This window comes from Cobetia sp. 14N.309.X.WAT.E.A4 (genome assembly GCF_030397495.1).
GTDB classification, from domain to species: domain Bacteria; phylum Pseudomonadota; class Gammaproteobacteria; order Pseudomonadales; family Halomonadaceae; genus Cobetia; species Cobetia marina.
Genome location: NZ_JAPNXT010000015.1, coordinates 1 through 16,091, shown reverse-complemented (window position 1 = coordinate 16,091; position 16,091 = coordinate 1). Strand labels below are relative to the sequence as shown.

The following is a 16,091-nucleotide window of genomic DNA, read 5'->3' as shown; positions in this document are numbered from 1 at the left end:
TGCGTTATTGCACCTGTCCCCGGATATCGCCGTATCCGGGGCTCATGCGCGGTGTTCAGGTCCCTGTCATGGCCTGGGGAACGTGCAGCAGATCGTTCAGACGATGGGCATGCTCGGCAGCCTCACGACCCACGGAGGTCAGATAGCCACCATCGGGCAGCGTGGTCAGGCCCTTGGCGTGCAGACGTTCTGCCGCAGCGACCATGTCAGGACTGGCATCGTGGCGAATCTTCAAGCCCTTGAGGGCGGCGTCATGCGGGAACAGACACAGCAGGTGCAGTTCATCGTCATAGGGTGACGGCATGGGCAAACTCCTGACGGCGTGGCGAATGGCGTTTTGGTAGGGCGACAACAGACAGACTCCGAGTCGTCGGCGTCTGTCACCAGTCTAGTCACCGTGCGCAAAACCACCCTGCTGCTTTGGGACTAGACCCCGTCCCATCCGCCCCGAACATCGAAAACGCCCCCACCGCAACCGCGGTGAGGGCGTTTTCGATGAGGCACCGTCAGGCACTCACTGCAGACTCAGTGCTTGAGGTCCTGCTGGCGGTAGCCCATCAGATAGAGCACGGCATCAAGCCCCAGCGTCGAGATCGACTGACGCGCCTGTTCACGTACCAGCGGCTTGGCGCGGAAGGCGATGCCCAGCCCCGCTTCAGCAAGCATCTTGAGGTCGTTGGCACCATCCCCGACGGCGATGGTCTGCTCCATGCGCAGGCCGTGACGCTCGGCGATCTCGCGCAGCAGCAGCGCCTTGCGCTCGGCATCGACGATAGGCTCACGCACCTCACCGGTCACCTTGCCATCGACGATCACCAGCTCGTTGGCGTGGATCTCATCGAAGCCCAGCAGCTGCTGGAGGTGACGCGCGAAGTAGGTGAAGCCACCGGAGAGAATCGCGGTGCGATAGCCCAACGCCTTGAGATTGGCCATCAGACGCTCGACCCCATCCATCAGCGGCAGGTTGGCGGCGATCTCCGCCAGCACCGACTCGTCCAGCCCCTTGAGCTTGCTCATGCGCTCACGGAAGCTTTCCTGGAAATCCAGCTCACCGCGCATGGCACGCTCGGTGACTTGCGAGACTTCCTCGCCGACCCCATGACGACGCGCCAGCTCATCGATCACCTCGGTCTTGATCAGGGTCGAATCCATGTCGAAGCAGATCAGGCGGCGATGACGACGCCAGATATCGTCTTCCTGGATCGCGATATCGACACCATGCAGCGCGCCCAGCGCCAGCGCCTTCTCGCGCAGCGCATTGATGTCGGTCTCGTGCTCCGGCAGGCGCAGCCAGCACTCGACACAGGCGCCTTCGGCCGGTGACTCGCCATCCAGCGGTTCACGCCCCGACAGGCGATGCATGAGCTCGACGGTGATACCGAATTCCGCCGTCAGGCCGCCGACCTCGGCGAGAATGCCCGCCGGCAGCCGCGGCGCCAGCAGCGTCAGAATCCAGCGCGGGCGCTCCAGCTGATGGCTCCAGCGTGCATATTCCTCGGCGCCGACCTGCACGGCCTGCACATCCAGTCCCAGCTGTTCCCCGGCAGCACTCAGCGCCGCTTCCAGTTCGGACTGCGCCTCCAGTGCCACCAGCGCTTCCAGCGACACAAGCCCGAAGGTCACGCTCTGATTGATATCCAGCAGACGTGCGCCACTGCGGGCCAGCGCCTGACCGAGCCCTGCCAGCTGTCCCGGACGAGCCGCACCGGTGGCGCGGATCAAGATACGTTGTGTCATCGGAAAATCGTTCCTGAGCAATGAATCATCAAGAGGTTACCTCCAGGGCAGCTCGCCACTGGCATCATCAACTGTCTACGGCCAGACGATCGACCTTCTGGAAGCCCTTGGGCAACTTGCTGCCGCGTCGGCCACGCTCGCCACGATAGTAGTCAAGATCCGCGCCCTTGAGCAGCGTCTTGCGCTTGCCGGCGTGCACCACCAGCGTGGCCCCGGCAGGCACGACCACCAGCGAGCGCACGAATTCCTCACGATTGGCGGCACGTTCGCCCGGAATCGACAGCATCTTGTTGCCCTTGCCCTTGGACATTTCCGGCAACTCGGCGAGCGGGAAGACCAGCAGGCGCCCTTCGTTGGACACCACCGCCACTTCCAAGGCCGCGGGCGTGCCATCGGCAGCCTCCGGCACTGTCGGCACCTCGACCGGTGGCAGCACCGCACAGCCGCGCGGCAAGGTCAGCGCCGCCTTGCCGGACTTGTTCTTACCGGTGAGCTGCTCGAGCGTGGTCACGAAGCCATAGCCGCCATCGGAGGCCAGCAGATAGCGCGCCGAGGGTGCGTCGAGCAGCAGCCCGACCATCGAAGCCCCCGCCGCCGGATTCATGCGCCCGGTGATCGGCTCGCCCTGCCCGCGCGCACTGGGCAGATTGTGCGCGGCCAGGGTGTAGGCGCGCCCGGTGTCATCCAGCAGCACCAGCGGCTGATTGGTCTTGCCGCGCGCCGCCAGATGGAAGCGGTCGCCGGCCTTGTAGGACAGGCCTTCGGGGTCGATATCATGTCCCTTGGCGGCGCGGATCCAGCCCTTCTCGGACAGCGCGACGGTGATCGGGTCGGCGCCCATCAGCTCGACTTCCGACAGCGCCTTGGCCTCGCCGCGTTCAACCAGCGGCGAGCGACGTGCATCGCCGAAGTCAGTGGCAGCCTGCTCGAGCTCACTGTCGATCAGGTCCGTCAGGGCCTCGTCATTGCCCAGCAGATGCTTGAGGTGCTTGCGCTCGCGCTTGAGCTCGTCCTGCTCGCCCCGCAGCTTCATCTCTTCAAGACGTGCCAGGTGACGCAGACGCAGCTCGAGGATCGCCTCGGCCTGACGCTCGGAAAGCTGGAAGGTCTCGATCAGGCTGGCCTTGGGGTCTTCCTCCTCGCGGATGATGCGAATCACCTCGTCGAGATTCAGGTAAGCCGTCAGCAGCCCCTCGAGGATATGCAGACGATCCTCGACCTTGGCCAGACGATGCTCGAGGCGGCGACGCACGGTGGCACGACGATAACGCAGCCACTCGGCCAGCATCTCGTGCAGTGCCATCACGCGCGGGCGACCCTTGAGGTCGATGACGTTCATGTTGACGCGCGCGTTCTTCTCGAGATCCGTGGTGGCGAACAGGTGCGCCATCAGGCCTTCGATATCGACCCGATTGGAGCGCGGCTGAATCAGCAGGCGCGTCGGGTTCTCGTGGTCGGACTCATCGCGCAGGTCCGCGACCATCGGCAGCTTCTTGGCCTGCATCTGGGCGGCGATCTGCTCGATCACCTTGGCGCCCGAGACCTGATACGGCAGCGCCGTGATCACGATATCGCCTTCTTCCAGCACATAGCGGGCGCGCATCTTCACGCTGCCACGACCGGTGCGATAGAGCTTGGCGAGGTCGGTGCGCGGCGTGATGATCTCCGCCTCGGTGGGGAAATCCGGTGCCGGCAGGAAGTCCACCAGCTGATCGCTGTCGGAGTCCGGGTTGCGCAGCAGGTGGCGTGTGGCGGCCACGACTTCATGCACGTTGTGCGGCGGAATGTCGGTCGCCATGCCCACCGCGATGCCGGTGGTGCCGTTGAGCAGCACATTGGGCAGACGCGCCGGCAGCACCTTGGGCTCGTTCATGGTGCCATCGAAGTTGGGCACCCAGTCGACGGTGCCCTGGGAGAGCTCGGACAGCAGCACCTCGGAATATTTCGACAGACGCGATTCGGTGTAACGCATGGCCGCGAAGGACTTGGGGTCATCCTGGCTACCCCAGTTACCCTGCCCATCCACCAGCGGATAGCGATAGCTGAACGGCTGCGCCATCAGCACCATGGCCTCGTAACAGGCGCTGTCACCATGCGGGTGGAACTTGCCCAGCACATCGCCGACGGTACGCGCCGACTTCTTGTACTTGGCGTTGGCCGTCAGGGACAGCTCGCGCATGGCGTAGACGATGCGGCGCTGTACCGGCTTCATGCCATCACCGACATGCGGCAGGGCGCGGTCGAGAATCACGTACATCGAGTAGTCGAGGTACGCCTTTTCGGTGTAGTCACGCAGGGCCAGACGTTCGACGTCACCCTCCGCGACCTGGATATCCATGCTCATGGGCACTTGACCTTGATTACGAGCGTAAAACCGGGGAGCGCCTGACTCTGGCGCTCCCGAAAGAATGCTGTCGCGCAGCTTGTCTGGCTTTCGAAGTTCAGCTGCTCTCGAAGCCCAGTTGGCTTTCGAAGTTCAAAGGCTGTGAAAGCTCAACCGATGATCAGACCTCGATATCGGCCATGTTGCCGTAGTCCTCGAGCCAGCTCTTGCGATCACTGGCGCGCTTCTTGGCCAGCAGCATGTCGAGCATCTCGTGGGTGCCGTCATCCGCACTGCGCGTCAGCTGCACCAGGCGGCGAGTGTCCGGTGCCATGGTGGTCTCGCGCAGCTGTAGCGGGTTCATCTCACCCAGCCCCTTGAAGCGCTGCACGTTGGGCGTGCCACGCTTGCTCTCGAGCTGCTTGAGGATGTGCGCCTTCTCGCTCTCGTCCAGGGCGTAATGGACTTCCTTGCCCAGGTCGATGCGATACAGCGGCGGCATGGCGACGAAGACGCGTCCGGCATCCACCAGCGCCGGGAAGTGCCGCACGAACAGCGCGCACAGCAGCGTGGCGATGTGCAGGCCATCGGAGTCGGCATCCGCCAGGATGCAGACCTTGTGGTAGCGCAGCTTGGTGAGATCATCCGAGCCCGGGTCCAGCCCGATGGCGACCGCGATGTCGTGGACTTCCTGGGAGGAGTAGATGTCATGCGACTCGACTTCCCAGGTATTGAGGATCTTGCCGCGCAGCGGCAGGATCGCCTGGGTCTCGCGGTTGCGACCCTGCTTGGCGCTGCCGCCAGCCGAGTCCCCCTCGACCAGAAACAGCTCACTGTCGGCAGGGTCGGAGCTTGAGCAGTCCGAGAGCTTGCCCGGTAGCGCAGGCCCGGAAGTGACCTTCTTGCGCGCGACCTTCTTGGCGCTCTTCAGACGGCGCTGGGCCGCCGAGATCACCAGTTCCGCCAGCGCTTCGGCCTGGTCGACATGATGATTGAGCCACAGCGAGAAGGCGTCCTTGACCACGCCGGAGACGAAGGCCGCGACGCTGCGCGAGGACAGGCGCTCCTTGGTCTGACCGGCGAACTGTGGATCGAGCATCTTCACCGACAGCACGAAGGCGGCGCGCTCCCACAGGTCATCCGCACTCAGCTTGACGCCACGCGGCAGCAGACTGCGGTAGTCACAGAATTCCTTGAGCGCCTCGAGCAGGCCGGAACGCAGGCCATTGACGTGGGTGCCGCCCAGCGGCGTGGGGATCAGATTGACGTAGGGCTCCTGCACCAGCTCGCCGCCTTCCGGCAGCCACTGGATGGCCCAGTCGACGCCATGCTCCTCATCCTCGAAATGACCGACGAACGGCGATTCCGGCAGTCGCTCGAAACCATCGGTGGCGCCGAGCAGATAGTCGCGCAGGCCATCCTCGTAATGCCAGGCCGTCTCGCTGCCATCCGTCTCGGTCAGCACGACCTTGAGCCCCGGGCACAATACCGCCTTGGCGCGCAGCAGGTGACGCAGGCGCGCCATCGCCAGACGCGGACTGTCGAAGTAGCTCTCGTCCGGCCAGAAACGCACCAGAGTGCCGGTATTGCGCTTGCCGACGGTACCGATCTGACTCAGCTCCTCGACCTTCTCGCCATTCTCGAAGGCAATGCGCTGACGCAGACCCTCACGGCAGACTTCCACCTCAAGGCGTGTCGACAGGGCGTTGACCACCGAGACCCCCACGCCGTGCAGGCCGCCCGAGAAGCGATAGCTGTCCTGGGAGAACTTGCCCCCCGCGTGCAGCTTGGTGAGGATCAGCTCGATCCCGGTCACACCATGCTCGGGGTGGATGTCAGTGGGCATGCCACGACCATCATCCGCCACCTCGATACTGCCGTCTTCCAGCAGCTTCACGCGTACTTCCTTCGCGTGACCCGCCAGCGCCTCATCGACGGAGTTGTCGATGACTTCCTGGACCAGGTGGTTGGGCCGAGTGGTATCGGTATACATGCCGGGCCGCTTGCGGACCGGTTCGAGGCCGGAGAGAACCTCGATGGAACTGGCGCTGTACTGACTCATCGCAGCCTTGTGTCCTTGGTGTTGACGTCCGGCAGACGCATCACGGATGGCGATGCCTCTGCCTGATTTTCTGAAGAGAGTCGCCGCTGGCCGAACGATCCGATGACGGATTCATCTTCCTGTCCGGCCCGCACGCCCAACCGTCCTCGACACGTTAGCAGGGTGCGACGTGGAAGGATGTCGCAAGCGACGGGGCCAGACGATGGCCGGCATGCGCCATGATGGCAGGCAGGTACTCCGCCAGTCTGGCAAATCCATGATCCCCTCCCGGCGTGAGGATCAGCCGGCAATCCTGATAGAGGCTTGCGGCATCGTTGACGTCCAATGTCTCGTCCGCCGTGGCAAGCAGCACGAGGGTGCGCTGCGGCGTGACGGGGATCGCTTCCAGTGCGGCCAGCGCCGGACCGAATGCTTCGGTGACGGTGAAGGACTCGCCGGTATAGGGGTTGGCATGGGTCGACCCCAGCCATGCCGTGACGAGCCTGACCGGGCGCACGGCTGGGTTGATCAATACCGTGCGCGGCCCCTGACGCCATACGCTCTGCTCGCAGCCCTGGGGTCCATCGAGTCGCGCAGCCTCACGCGCGGCAAGCCAGGTGCTCAGAAAGCCACCCATGGAGCTGCCGATCACCACGATGGCGTCGTCACAGGCAGGGTCAGCCGGGTCGAGATCCAACTGCGCGCAGAGCGCCTGGTAGGCCTCCTCCACCACCGCCTGCCCGGCAGCGGGTTGCGGTGGGATGTCAGGCGCGACGCAGGGCAGACCGAATTCGGCGGCCGCACGCTTCATCAACTGCGCCTTGGGCGAGCAACTGGCCGAGTTGAAACCATGCAGGTACAACACGCCCCTGACCGGAGGAACGACAACGCCTGCCTGCGCAGGGTAATGGGGACGGCTCATCAGCGCTCCCGACACGCGCGAACCGAACGGCTCACGCTCGGTTCGCGGCAAGGTGTCTAGTGTAAACGATTGATTCCCATATAGGATAGCGAGAATACTGTATAAATCAACAGAGGATGATCGCCTGCGTGATCCCCCGTCAGCGCGGGTCCTGCCCCTGGGCGGCCCACACGGACTCGATCAAGGCACGACTGGAAGCGTCCAGCTGCTCGAAGCCTTCTCCCGTGGTCATGGTCGCTTCCGTCGCGGTGGCGATCTGCTTGCCCAGCTCCACGCCCCACTGATCGAACGGATTGATGTCCCAGATGGTGGCCTGGACGAAGACCTTCTGCTCGTAAAGCGCGATCAGGGCCCCCAGGGTTTCCGGCGTCAGCGCTTCCAGCAGCAGGGTGGTCGAGGGCTGATTGCCACGATAACGCTTGTGATTCGGCTGGGCCTCGTCACCCGGTATCGCGTCATCGCCCAGCATCAGCACGCGCGACTGGGCAAAGCAGTTGGCCAGTGTCAGACGGTGCTGCGCCTTGAGGTGGGCACGGGTCTCGGCGTCCTCGACGTGGTCATAGCGACGCATCGGCGCGATGAAGTCACATTCCACTGCCTGGGTGCCCTGATGCAGCAGCTGATAGAAGGCATGCTGAGCGTTCGGGCCCAGCTGGCCCCACAGCACCGGGCAGGTGGAGTAATCGACCATCTCGCCATCGTTGGTGACCGACTTGCCGTTGGATTCCATTTCCAGCTGCTCGAGGTAGCTGGCGAAGTATTCCAGGCGGCCGTCGTAGGGCAGGATGGAGTGGGCGCGAATATCGAGGAAGTTGTTGTTCCAGATACCCGCCAGCGCCAGCAATACCGGCAGATTGTCTTCCAGCGGTGCGGTGCGGAAATGCTCATCCAGCTCATGCGCCCCCGCCAGCAGGCGACGGAAGTTGTCCATGCCGACATTGAGCGCGATGGGCAGTCCGATGGTGCCCCACAGCGAGTAGCGCCCGCCGACCCAGTCCCAGAACAGCAGCTGATGTTCCGGTGCGATGCCCCACTCGCTCATCTTCTCCGGCTTGGCGGAAGCGCCGATGAAGTGCTGGCGATTGATCAGTCCTTCCAGACGGCCTTGCGGGTCAAGGCGCGACTTCAGCCAGTCACGCGCGGTGCGCGCATTGGAGAGCGTGTCGATGGTGGAGAATGACTTGGACGACAGGATGAACAAGGTGGTTTCCGGACTGAAGGACTGCAGGTAGTCCGCCAGCTGTGAGCCATCCATGGTCGAGGCGAAGTGCACGCCGACCTCATGGACGCCCTTGGGACGGCAATCGCTCAGCGCGCTCGAGACCATTAGCGGCCCCAGGTCCGAGCCACCGACCCCCAGATTGACCACATCGGTGATCGGCTTGCCGGTGGCGCCACGCCACTGCCCGCTATGGAAGGTCTCGACCATCTCGGCGAGCCGCTCGAGGCTCTCGTGGATGGCAGGTACCACATCCTCGCCATCCACCTCGAGACTTGCTGAGCGTGGCAGACGCAGGGCCGCGTGCAGGGCCGGGCGATCTTCCGAGCGATTGACGTGCTCACCGGCCAGCAGACGCTTGATGCCCTGCTCGACACCGGTTTCCCGCGCCAGCTCCAGCAGCAGCTCCAGGGTCTCCTGCTTGAGACGCTGCTTGGAGAGATCCAGGCGCAGGCCCGCGGCAGAACGGGTGAAGGTCGTCACTCGATCGCGCCCTTGCGCCGCATCCTCGGCGAACAGGTCCTTCAGGTGCACATCGGCCATCTGCTCCTGATGATGACGCGCGAGGGCCTGCCAGGCCTGACTGTTACGGCGGGCAGAACGTGCAGACGATGGAGTGGACATGGCCACCTCTCTCCTTGAAGTGTCGCGACCGGCCCTGCGTGGCCCGGTCAGAAATCGGTTGATGGAGGCATCATCGGTAAGCCGCGGCGGGTGCGTCAGGCACCTCGAATGCGTAGAATGGCGGGCCCAGCAGGGCACTCAGCCCAGCCGCTCCCCGGCCAATGGCATGTCGCCCAGGCCCTCTGCCCGATGAAGCCTTGATCCATGAGTGATGCATCTTACCGTGACGCGATATTTACGACACCCCTTGACCGTGTTGCCAGCTTCTCCTTCGACGAACAGGTCGTCAGCTGCTTCCCGGACATGCTGCGCCGTTCGGTGCCGGGGTACGGTCAGATCATCGCCATGCTGGGGCTGATGGCCCGCGCCCACCTGCGCCCTGGCGCACGCGTCTATGATCTGGGCTGCTCGCTGGGGGCTGCCAGCATGGCACTGGCACGTGAGATGGCGGCCCAGGACATCGAGATCGAAGCCGTCGATCTGTCCCGGCCGATGGTCGAGCGCGCCAGCCGCGAGCTCGCCGACGCCTTCCCGGACCATCGCATCAACGTCAGTGAAGCCGATATCCGCACCCTGGAGTACCAGCCTGCCGGAATGATCGTGGTCAACTTCACCCTGCAGTTTCTGCCGCCGCAGGACCGCGACGCCGTGATCGACAAGCTGTTTGCGGCGCTGGAGCCCGGCGGCGTGTTGATCCTGTCCGAGAAGATCATCAGCGACGACCCGGTCGAGAACGCCTGGTTGATCGAGCGCTATCACGACTTCAAGCGCGCCAACGGCTACTCCGACCTCGAGATCTCGCAGAAACGCGAAGCGCTGGAGGACGTGATGAAGCCCGACAGTCTCGCCACTCACCATGCGCGCCTGGCACGCGCCGGCTTCGCGCGCAGCCACACCTGGCTGCAATACCTGAACTTTGCCTCGATGGTCGCTTTCAAAGCCGCCGAATGACCGCTACGCCTACACGGACCCGACCCAGCGCATGAGCATTTCCCCCTACGATCGTGATCTTTACCGCGCCTTCACCGAGCTTGCCTGTGAGCCAGGCGCCGTCGGTGACGGCTTCGCCCGCTGGCTGGGCGCCCTGCCCGAGCAACTGGCCAAGGGTCTGGACCGCAAGCGCCATGCTGACCTCAAGGCCTGGCATGGGGCACTGGAGAAGCTGCCGACGCTACCTGACGAGCGCGAGGTGCAGCTGGATGCCGACCGTGTCGGTGCATGCTTTCCGACAGGCCTGAGCACGGGGCAGCAACGCCAGAGCGAGAATCTGCTGCGCGCCATGATGCCGTGGCGCAAGGGCCCCTATCAGCTCGACGAGATCCATATCGATACCGAATGGCGCTCCGACTGGAAGTGGCAGCGCCTCGCGCCGCATCTGTCGGATCTCACTCACCGTCGCGTGCTGGATGTCGGGGGCGGCAATGGTTACCACGGCTGGCGCATGGTCGGCGCTGGTGCCGCCTTCACGCTGGTGATCGACCCTTCCCCGCGCTTCTACTGCCAGTTCCATGCCGTGCGTCACTTCATCGGCGCGGATCACCCCCAGGGGCGCAACCTGCACTTCCTGCCGGTGGGCATCGAGGACGTCCCCGCGAAGATGGCCGCCTTCGACACCGTGTTCTCGATGGGGGTGCTCTATCATCGCCCCTCGCCGATGGATCACCTCTTCCAGCTGCGCGATGCCCTGCGCCCCGGCGGCGAACTGGTGCTAGAGACCTTGGTGGTGGAAGGTGACGTGACGACGGTACTGATGCCCGGCGAGCGCTACGCCGCCATGCCCAATGTCTACTTCCTGCCGTCCTCCCGGGCGCTGGCCCACTGGTGTGAGCGCGCCGGTTTCAAGGACGTGCGCATCGTCGATGAAGCGGTGACCACGCTGGATGAGCAACGCTCGACCGACTGGATGACCTATCACTCGCTGAGTGACTTCCTCGACCCTGACGACCCACGCCTGACCCGTGAAGGCCATCCGGCACCACGGCGTGCGGTGCTGATCGCCACGCGCGCCTGATCTGCGCAGCACCTTCTCTCCCAGCGGTGTCTGCGCCAGGGCAGACGACACACGACGGCGGCGCTCATCGAGCACCGCCGTCTTCGTCTCTCGCCTCACACGATGCCCAACCGCCGGGCCTGTCGATACAGATTGCCGCGATCGACCTTGAGCCTGCGCGCGGCCTCTGCCCAGTTGCGATCACTCGCCAGCCAGACCCGCGAGATGTGCTCGCGCTGAAACGCCTCGGTGGCATCACGCAGCCCCAGCGCTTCATCGATGTCCTGCAGGACATGACGCTGCGCCGGGTTCGCTCTCCCCGCCTGAATCGTGCCATGCCCCTCCTGTGCGGCGTGGAGGGCAATGCCACCGGCCTGCTCGTGCGCCACCTCGGCACTCGCCTCCAGCCCCAGCAACTCCGGCGTGATCACCACCAGCTGACGCCCATCGGCGCGCAGGCGCGTCGGATGAGCCCCCTGCGCCAGGCGCGCATGCAGGGCGGCACGACTCAGGCAGTGCTCCAGCTCACGCACGTTGCCGGGCCACGGGTAGTCACACAGCAGACGCTCCGCCGCCGGCGTCAGGCGCAGATTGCCCAGCCCGAGGCGCGTGCGGTTGTGCTCGAGAAAGGTTCCCGCCAGCGCCAGCAGATCCGCTCGTCCGCGCTCACGCAGCGGCGGTACCCTGAGCGGATAGACGCTCAGGCGGTGGTAGAGATCTTCGCGGAAATGCCCGGCGGCGACTTCGGCCTCGAGATCACGATTGGTCGCCGCGATGACGCGCACGTCCACCCTGACCACGCGATCGCTGCCCAGCGGCTGCAATTCACCTTCCTGCAGCACCCGCAGCAGCTTGGGCTGCAGCGCCAGTGGCAGCTCACCGATCTCGTCCAGCAGCAGGGTGCCGCCATCGGCCATCACGAAATGGCCACGGTGATCATGGGACGCGCCGGAGAAGGCCCCTCGCCGATGCCCGAACAGCGCACTCTCGACCAGTTCCGGTGCCAGCGCGGCACAGTTGATGCGCACCAGAGGCCGACTGGCGCGACGCGACGCATCGTGCAACCGCTGGACCACGCCCTCCTTGCCCACCCCGGTCTCGCCCGTCACCAGCACCGTCATGTCGGTATCGGCCACCGCTTCCAGCTGTGCCTCCAGTCTCGCCATCGCTGGCCCGCGCTGCGGACAGGTCCTCTGGGCCTGCGGTGTCATGCCCGGCGCAAGCGCTGGCATGCCGGTCAGCGGAGCGGCCCCACGCTCAAGCCGTGATGCCAGCGCCAGACAGCAGGTGGGCAGCGTCAGCAGGTCATGAAGCTCCTGATGCTCCTGATACTCCTGAGCCAGGACGTCTGCCAGCTCGGCATCGCCGATCTGCCGAATCTCCAGCGCTTCCAGCGGGGCCAGCACGCCGGGTGTCAGCGCATCGAAGGTCATCACGCCCAGCAACCTGCCCCCTTCGCGCAGCGCGATACCCGCACAGTCGTGCACCAGCAGATCCGGCCCATGTACTTCCCCCAGCAGGCCATCGAAGGGGTCCGGCAAGTCACTGTCCACCGCGAAGCGATAGACACCGGTGTGCTCGGCAATCGCCTTGAGCCGCGGATGCTCTGACAACGCAAAGCGCCGACCGCGCACCTCGGCAGGTAGCCCATGCGTGGCCAGCGGCAGCAACTCGTCACGCTCCGGCAGATAGCGCATCAGCGTCGCGGCCTCACCGGGCAGACGCTGCATGATCGCGGCCAGCAGACGGGTCCATGGCAAGGCACGCCGCTTGCCACCCTCCTCTTCCGTCAACCAGGCAGCAAGCCAGGCGTTCAGGGCGGCAAGGGGCGTATCATTGCGTGGCAAGGGAGTCTCGGGCATGCGGGATTCCTGACGTCAGTCAACCGGAAATGGCGGGCGAGGTACTGGGTGATGAGCACGCTGCTCACGCGACGGCGTGTCGCAAGACATCGTCATGGCGACAGATGATGTCATCATGACACGCAAGATGTCATCTTGACACATTCTCACGTCGTGTATTTTTCACATCACCACTCTCGGGGACGCATGGATACTGGCCTGACGAGTTGGCATGGCCCTTGCTCTCTTCATGGCGACATTCATCACGAGGTACCGTCATGCTGACCAACGCCCAGGAAGACCTGATCGCCGCCACCGCTCCCGTCGTCGCCGAGCACCTCAACGCCATTACCGCGCGCTTCTATCCGCTGATGTTCGAGCGCTATCCCGAAGTGAAGCCGCTGTTCAATCAGACGCACCAGGCCAGTGGGGGTCAGGCCCGTGCGCTGGCCGGCGCCGTGCTCGCCTATGTCGGCGCACGCCACTCGCGTGAGGCGGTGGACCGCCTGCTCGCGCCCGTGGTCAGCAAGCACGTCTCGCTCAATATCCTGCCCGAGCACTACCCCATCGTCGGCGAGTGCCTGATGGCCGCCATCGGTGAGGTGCTGGGAGACGCCGTCACGCCGGAGATCGCCGACGCCTGGGGCGCCCTCTACGGAGAGCTGGCCGCCGTGCTGATCGCCGCCGAGCAGGGCCGCTACGACAGCTTCGCTGCCACTCGCGGCGGCTGGCAGGGGCTGCGCCGCTTTCGCATCGTGCGCACGGAGGACGAGAGCCGCGAGATTCGCTCGCTGTACCTGGCGCCAGTGGAAGGTCCGATGTTCTCCTTCCTGCCGGGCCAGTACATCGGCATGCGCCTGACGACGCCGCAGGGCGTGATCCACCGTCATTACAGCCTGTCACACGCGCCGGACGAGCGCTTCTGCCGTATCTCTGTCAAGCGTGAAGACCACGGCCAGTCCAGCCAGTATCTGCATGCGCTGAACGTGGGTGACGAGATCGATCTGCTGCCGCCGGCCGGCGAGCTGACCTTCGAGCATGCCGCGCCCCAGAGCCCCGAGGCCCCGGTACTGCTGCTGTCTGCCGGGGTCGGCCAGACACCGATGCTCTCGCTGCTGGAGGCAGCGCTCGCGGCGGGCCGTCAGGTGATCTATCTGCATGCGGCCCGCAATCCCGAGGTACATGCCTTCGACACCACGCTGCAATCACTGGTCGCGCAGTATCCTGAGCAGCTGCATTATCAGGTCTGCTACGAGAAGGCTGACACTCTGCCGACGCATGCGCACCTGGGCATCATCGAGCGCGACTGGCTGGCACGTCAGATTGCCGCGACAGGTGCCAGTGCCGAGTCCCTGCAGGCCTTCGTGATCGGTCCGCATGGCTTCATGCAGAGCATGATCCAGCACCTCAATCGCATCGGCGTACCGCTCACCCAGTGCCATCATGAGCACTTCGGCCCCTCCACACCGCTTGCCATCGACGCCGCTGCCGCCTGATGCGCTGACGTGACCCGCACCATGCAATAAGCCCCCATCGCCTTGCGGCCATGGGGGCTTCTGCGTTCTCCGGCTTCATATCTAGCAGGCCGTGTTGTTATCGCGTGTCCAGCGTTGTTGTTATCGGGTCATGCGACGGAGTCGACCGTGCCGGCTCGACTCCGTTACCGCGACTCATGTTGCCAAGGCTCAGTTGCAAAGACTCAGTTGCCACGGCCCAGCAGCTCACGCACGTCGCGGGCTTCCCAGTGCGGGAAGTGCTTGCGTACCAGCGCGTTGAGATCGGCTTCAAACGCGGCCCAATCGGTCTGCTGCGTGGTTGCCTGCGTGCCGGAGCGGCCCACGCCACGAATCATGCCCGCGCCGACGGTCACGTTGCTCAGACGATCGATGACGATGAAGCTGCCGGTGCCCGGGCTTGAACGGTAGTCGTCCACCGGCACCGACTGGGTCAGCTCGAGCTGGACGCGGCCGATGGCGTTCAGCGCCAGGCTGTCGCCCTCGTGATGCTCCAGCGTATTGACGTCGTAGAGGTAGTCGATGGCACTGACCTGCCCGGTCAGATCACGGGTCGCCAGCTTGATATCGTACTGACGGCCCGGTTGCAGCGGCTTCTCGTGCATCCAGACGACATCCGCTTCCAGCGCATTGGAGAGCGGCAGTTCGGCGTCTGCCGCCACCAGCCAGTCACCGCGCGAGATGTCGATCTCGTCGTCAAGCGTCAGCGTGATGGCCTGGCCCGGATAGGCGATCTCGAGGTCGCCATCGAAGGTGACGATGCGCTCGATGGTCGAGATCTTGCCGGACGGCAGCACCTTGACGCTGTCGCCCGGACGCACGACACCGGCCGCCAGCGTGCCGCAATAGCCACGGAAATCCAGGTTGGGACGATTGACGTACTGCACCGGGAAGCGCAGATCGCTGAGGTTCTGATCGCGAGTCAGCTCGACGGTTTCCAGCACCTCCAGCAGCGACGGTCCGGCCTGACCATCGACGGTGTACCAGTCGAGTGATGGGCTGCGATTGACGACATTGTCGCCCTTGAGCGCGGACATCGGCACGAAGCGGATATCCGGCGCATTCAACTTGTCGGCGAATTCCTGATACTCGGCGACGATCTCGTTGAAGCGCGCCTCGGAGTAGTCGACCAGATCCATCTTGTTGACCGCGATCACCAGATGCTGGATACCCAGCAGGTCGGCGATGAAGCTGTGACGACGGGTCTGGGTCTGCACGCCGTAGCGCGCATCGATCAGAATGATCGCCAGGCTCGCGGACGAGGCACCGGTGGCCATGTTGCGGGTGTACTGCTCATGCCCCGGGGTATCGGCGATGATGAACTTGCGCTTGTCGGTCGAGAAGAAGCGATAGGCGACATCGATGGTGATGCCCTGCTCACGCTCGGACTGCAGGCCATCGACCAGCAGGGCCAGATCGACTTCATCACCGGTGGTGCCGCTGGTCTTGGAGGCCTGGGTGATGGAGGCCAGCTGATCTTCATAGATCAGCTTGGAGTCGAACAGCAGACGACCGATCAGGGTCGACTTGCCGTCATCGACGCTACCGCAGGTGATGAAGCGCAGCAGGTCCTTGCGCTCGTGTTCTTGCAGATAGGCTTCGATATCCGCGGAAATCTTGTCTGACGCGTGGGACACACTCTTCTCCTTGCCGCTGTCATGGGCCTGATGAGCTGGCGAGCCAGTATCACGAGCCAGTGTCTCGTGAGGCTGCGAGCCGATTCATCAGGCGAATTGTTCGTTCAGGTCATCAAGCACGAGGCGGAATCAGCAGGATGGGGCCTCGTGAGGCAATGGGCCTAGCGAGAATTGGCGACTAGAAATACCCTTCGCGCTTCTTCTTCTCCATGGAGCCTGCCTGATCGTGATCGATGGCACGAC

11 protein-coding genes are annotated in these 16,091 nt (G+C 64.4%); 3 read left to right on the top strand and 8 right to left on the bottom strand.

Annotation, left to right across the window (positions count from 1 at the left end; all coding sequences use genetic code 11):
• Nucleotides 1–55 precede the first annotated feature (55 nt).
• The 6 genes from OW493_RS15905 to pgi form a co-directional block, all read right to left on the bottom strand.
• On the bottom strand, nucleotides 56–304 hold the full coding sequence (locus OW493_RS15905; RefSeq protein WP_077374239.1) for a TIGR02647 family protein: 249 nt from the start codon (nucleotides 302–304) through the stop codon (nucleotides 56–58).
• A gap of 221 nt (nucleotides 305–525) precedes the next feature.
• On the bottom strand, nucleotides 526–1,737 hold the full coding sequence (serB, locus tag OW493_RS15900) for a phosphoserine phosphatase SerB (protein WP_077374242.1): 1,212 nt from the start codon (nucleotides 1,735–1,737) through the stop codon (nucleotides 526–528).
• Nucleotides 1,738–1,804: 67 nt separating this feature from the next.
• Nucleotides 1,805–4,081 (bottom strand): DNA topoisomerase IV subunit A, encoded by a 2,277-nt coding sequence (parC, locus tag OW493_RS15895; RefSeq protein WP_289864876.1) that lies wholly within the window; start codon nucleotides 4,079–4,081, stop codon nucleotides 1,805–1,807.
• Nucleotides 4,082–4,241: 160 nt separating this feature from the next.
• Nucleotides 4,242–6,122 (bottom strand): DNA topoisomerase IV subunit B, encoded by a 1,881-nt coding sequence (gene parE, locus OW493_RS15890; protein WP_289864875.1) that lies wholly within the window; start codon nucleotides 6,120–6,122, stop codon nucleotides 4,242–4,244.
• Nucleotides 6,123–6,276: 154 nt separating this feature from the next.
• Nucleotides 6,277–7,023 (bottom strand): YqiA/YcfP family alpha/beta fold hydrolase, encoded by a 747-nt coding sequence (locus OW493_RS15885; protein WP_084208206.1) that lies wholly within the window; start codon nucleotides 7,021–7,023, stop codon nucleotides 6,277–6,279.
• Nucleotides 7,024–7,162: 139 nt separating this feature from the next.
• Nucleotides 7,163–8,866 (bottom strand): glucose-6-phosphate isomerase, encoded by a 1,704-nt coding sequence (pgi, locus tag OW493_RS15880; RefSeq protein WP_084208205.1) that lies wholly within the window; start codon nucleotides 8,864–8,866, stop codon nucleotides 7,163–7,165.
• Between the two features lie 204 nt (nucleotides 8,867–9,070).
• Between pgi and cmoA the strand changes: the two genes are divergently transcribed.
• Together cmoA and cmoB are read left to right on the top strand one after the other, a co-directional pair.
• On the top strand, nucleotides 9,071–9,817 hold the full coding sequence (gene cmoA / locus OW493_RS15875) for a carboxy-S-adenosyl-L-methionine synthase CmoA (RefSeq protein ID WP_176503991.1): 747 nt from the start codon (nucleotides 9,071–9,073) through the stop codon (nucleotides 9,815–9,817).
• A gap of 31 nt (nucleotides 9,818–9,848) precedes the next feature.
• Entirely contained in the window at nucleotides 9,849–10,877 is a 1,029-nt protein-coding gene (gene cmoB, locus OW493_RS15870) for a tRNA 5-methoxyuridine(34)/uridine 5-oxyacetic acid(34) synthase CmoB (RefSeq protein ID WP_284729299.1), read from the top strand.
• A 95-nt stretch (nucleotides 10,878–10,972) separates the two neighbouring features.
• On the opposite strand, the gene norR is transcribed toward cmoB, so the two are convergent.
• On the bottom strand, nucleotides 10,973–12,718 hold the full coding sequence (norR, locus tag OW493_RS15865; protein WP_289864874.1) for a nitric oxide reductase transcriptional regulator NorR: 1,746 nt from the start codon (nucleotides 12,716–12,718) through the stop codon (nucleotides 10,973–10,975).
• A 257-nt stretch (nucleotides 12,719–12,975) separates the two neighbouring features.
• Between norR and OW493_RS15860 the strand changes: the two genes are divergently transcribed.
• Nucleotides 12,976–14,193, top strand: a complete 1,218-nt coding sequence (locus tag OW493_RS15860; protein ID WP_077374267.1) for a globin domain-containing protein — start codon at nucleotides 12,976–12,978, stop codon at nucleotides 14,191–14,193.
• Nucleotides 14,194–14,396: 203 nt separating this feature from the next.
• On the opposite strand, the gene cysN is transcribed toward OW493_RS15860, so the two are convergent.
• On the bottom strand, nucleotides 14,397–15,848 hold the full coding sequence (gene cysN / locus OW493_RS15855) for a sulfate adenylyltransferase subunit CysN (RefSeq protein ID WP_084208200.1): 1,452 nt from the start codon (nucleotides 15,846–15,848) through the stop codon (nucleotides 14,397–14,399).
• Nucleotides 15,849–16,091 lie beyond the last annotated feature (243 nt).

Excerpts from the sequence above, each read along its gene's own strand:
- serB (WP_077374242.1), bottom strand. The coding sequence starts at position 1,737 with ATGACACAACGTATCTTGATCCGCGCCACCGGTGCGGCTCGTCCGGGA.
- OW493_RS15860 (WP_077374267.1), top strand. The coding sequence starts at position 12,976 with ATGCTGACCAACGCCCAGGAAGACCTGATCGCCGCCACCGCTCCCGTC.
- OW493_RS15885 (WP_084208206.1), bottom strand. The coding sequence starts at position 7,023 with ATGAGCCGTCCCCATTACCCTGCGCAGGCAGGCGTTGTCGTTCCTCCG.
- norR (WP_289864874.1), bottom strand. The coding sequence starts at position 12,718 with ATGCCCGAGACTCCCTTGCCACGCAATGATACGCCCCTTGCCGCCCTG.
- pgi (WP_084208205.1), bottom strand. The coding sequence starts at position 8,866 with ATGTCCACTCCATCGTCTGCACGTTCTGCCCGCCGTAACAGTCAGGCC.
- cmoB (WP_284729299.1), top strand. The coding sequence starts at position 9,849 with ATGAGCATTTCCCCCTACGATCGTGATCTTTACCGCGCCTTCACCGAG.
- OW493_RS15905 (WP_077374239.1), bottom strand. The coding sequence starts at position 304 with ATGCCGTCACCCTATGACGATGAACTGCACCTGCTGTGTCTGTTCCCG.
- cmoA (WP_176503991.1), top strand. The coding sequence starts at position 9,071 with ATGAGTGATGCATCTTACCGTGACGCGATATTTACGACACCCCTTGAC.
- parE (WP_289864875.1), bottom strand. The coding sequence starts at position 6,122 with ATGAGTCAGTACAGCGCCAGTTCCATCGAGGTTCTCTCCGGCCTCGAA.
- parC (WP_289864876.1), bottom strand. The coding sequence starts at position 4,081 with ATGAGCATGGATATCCAGGTCGCGGAGGGTGACGTCGAACGTCTGGCC.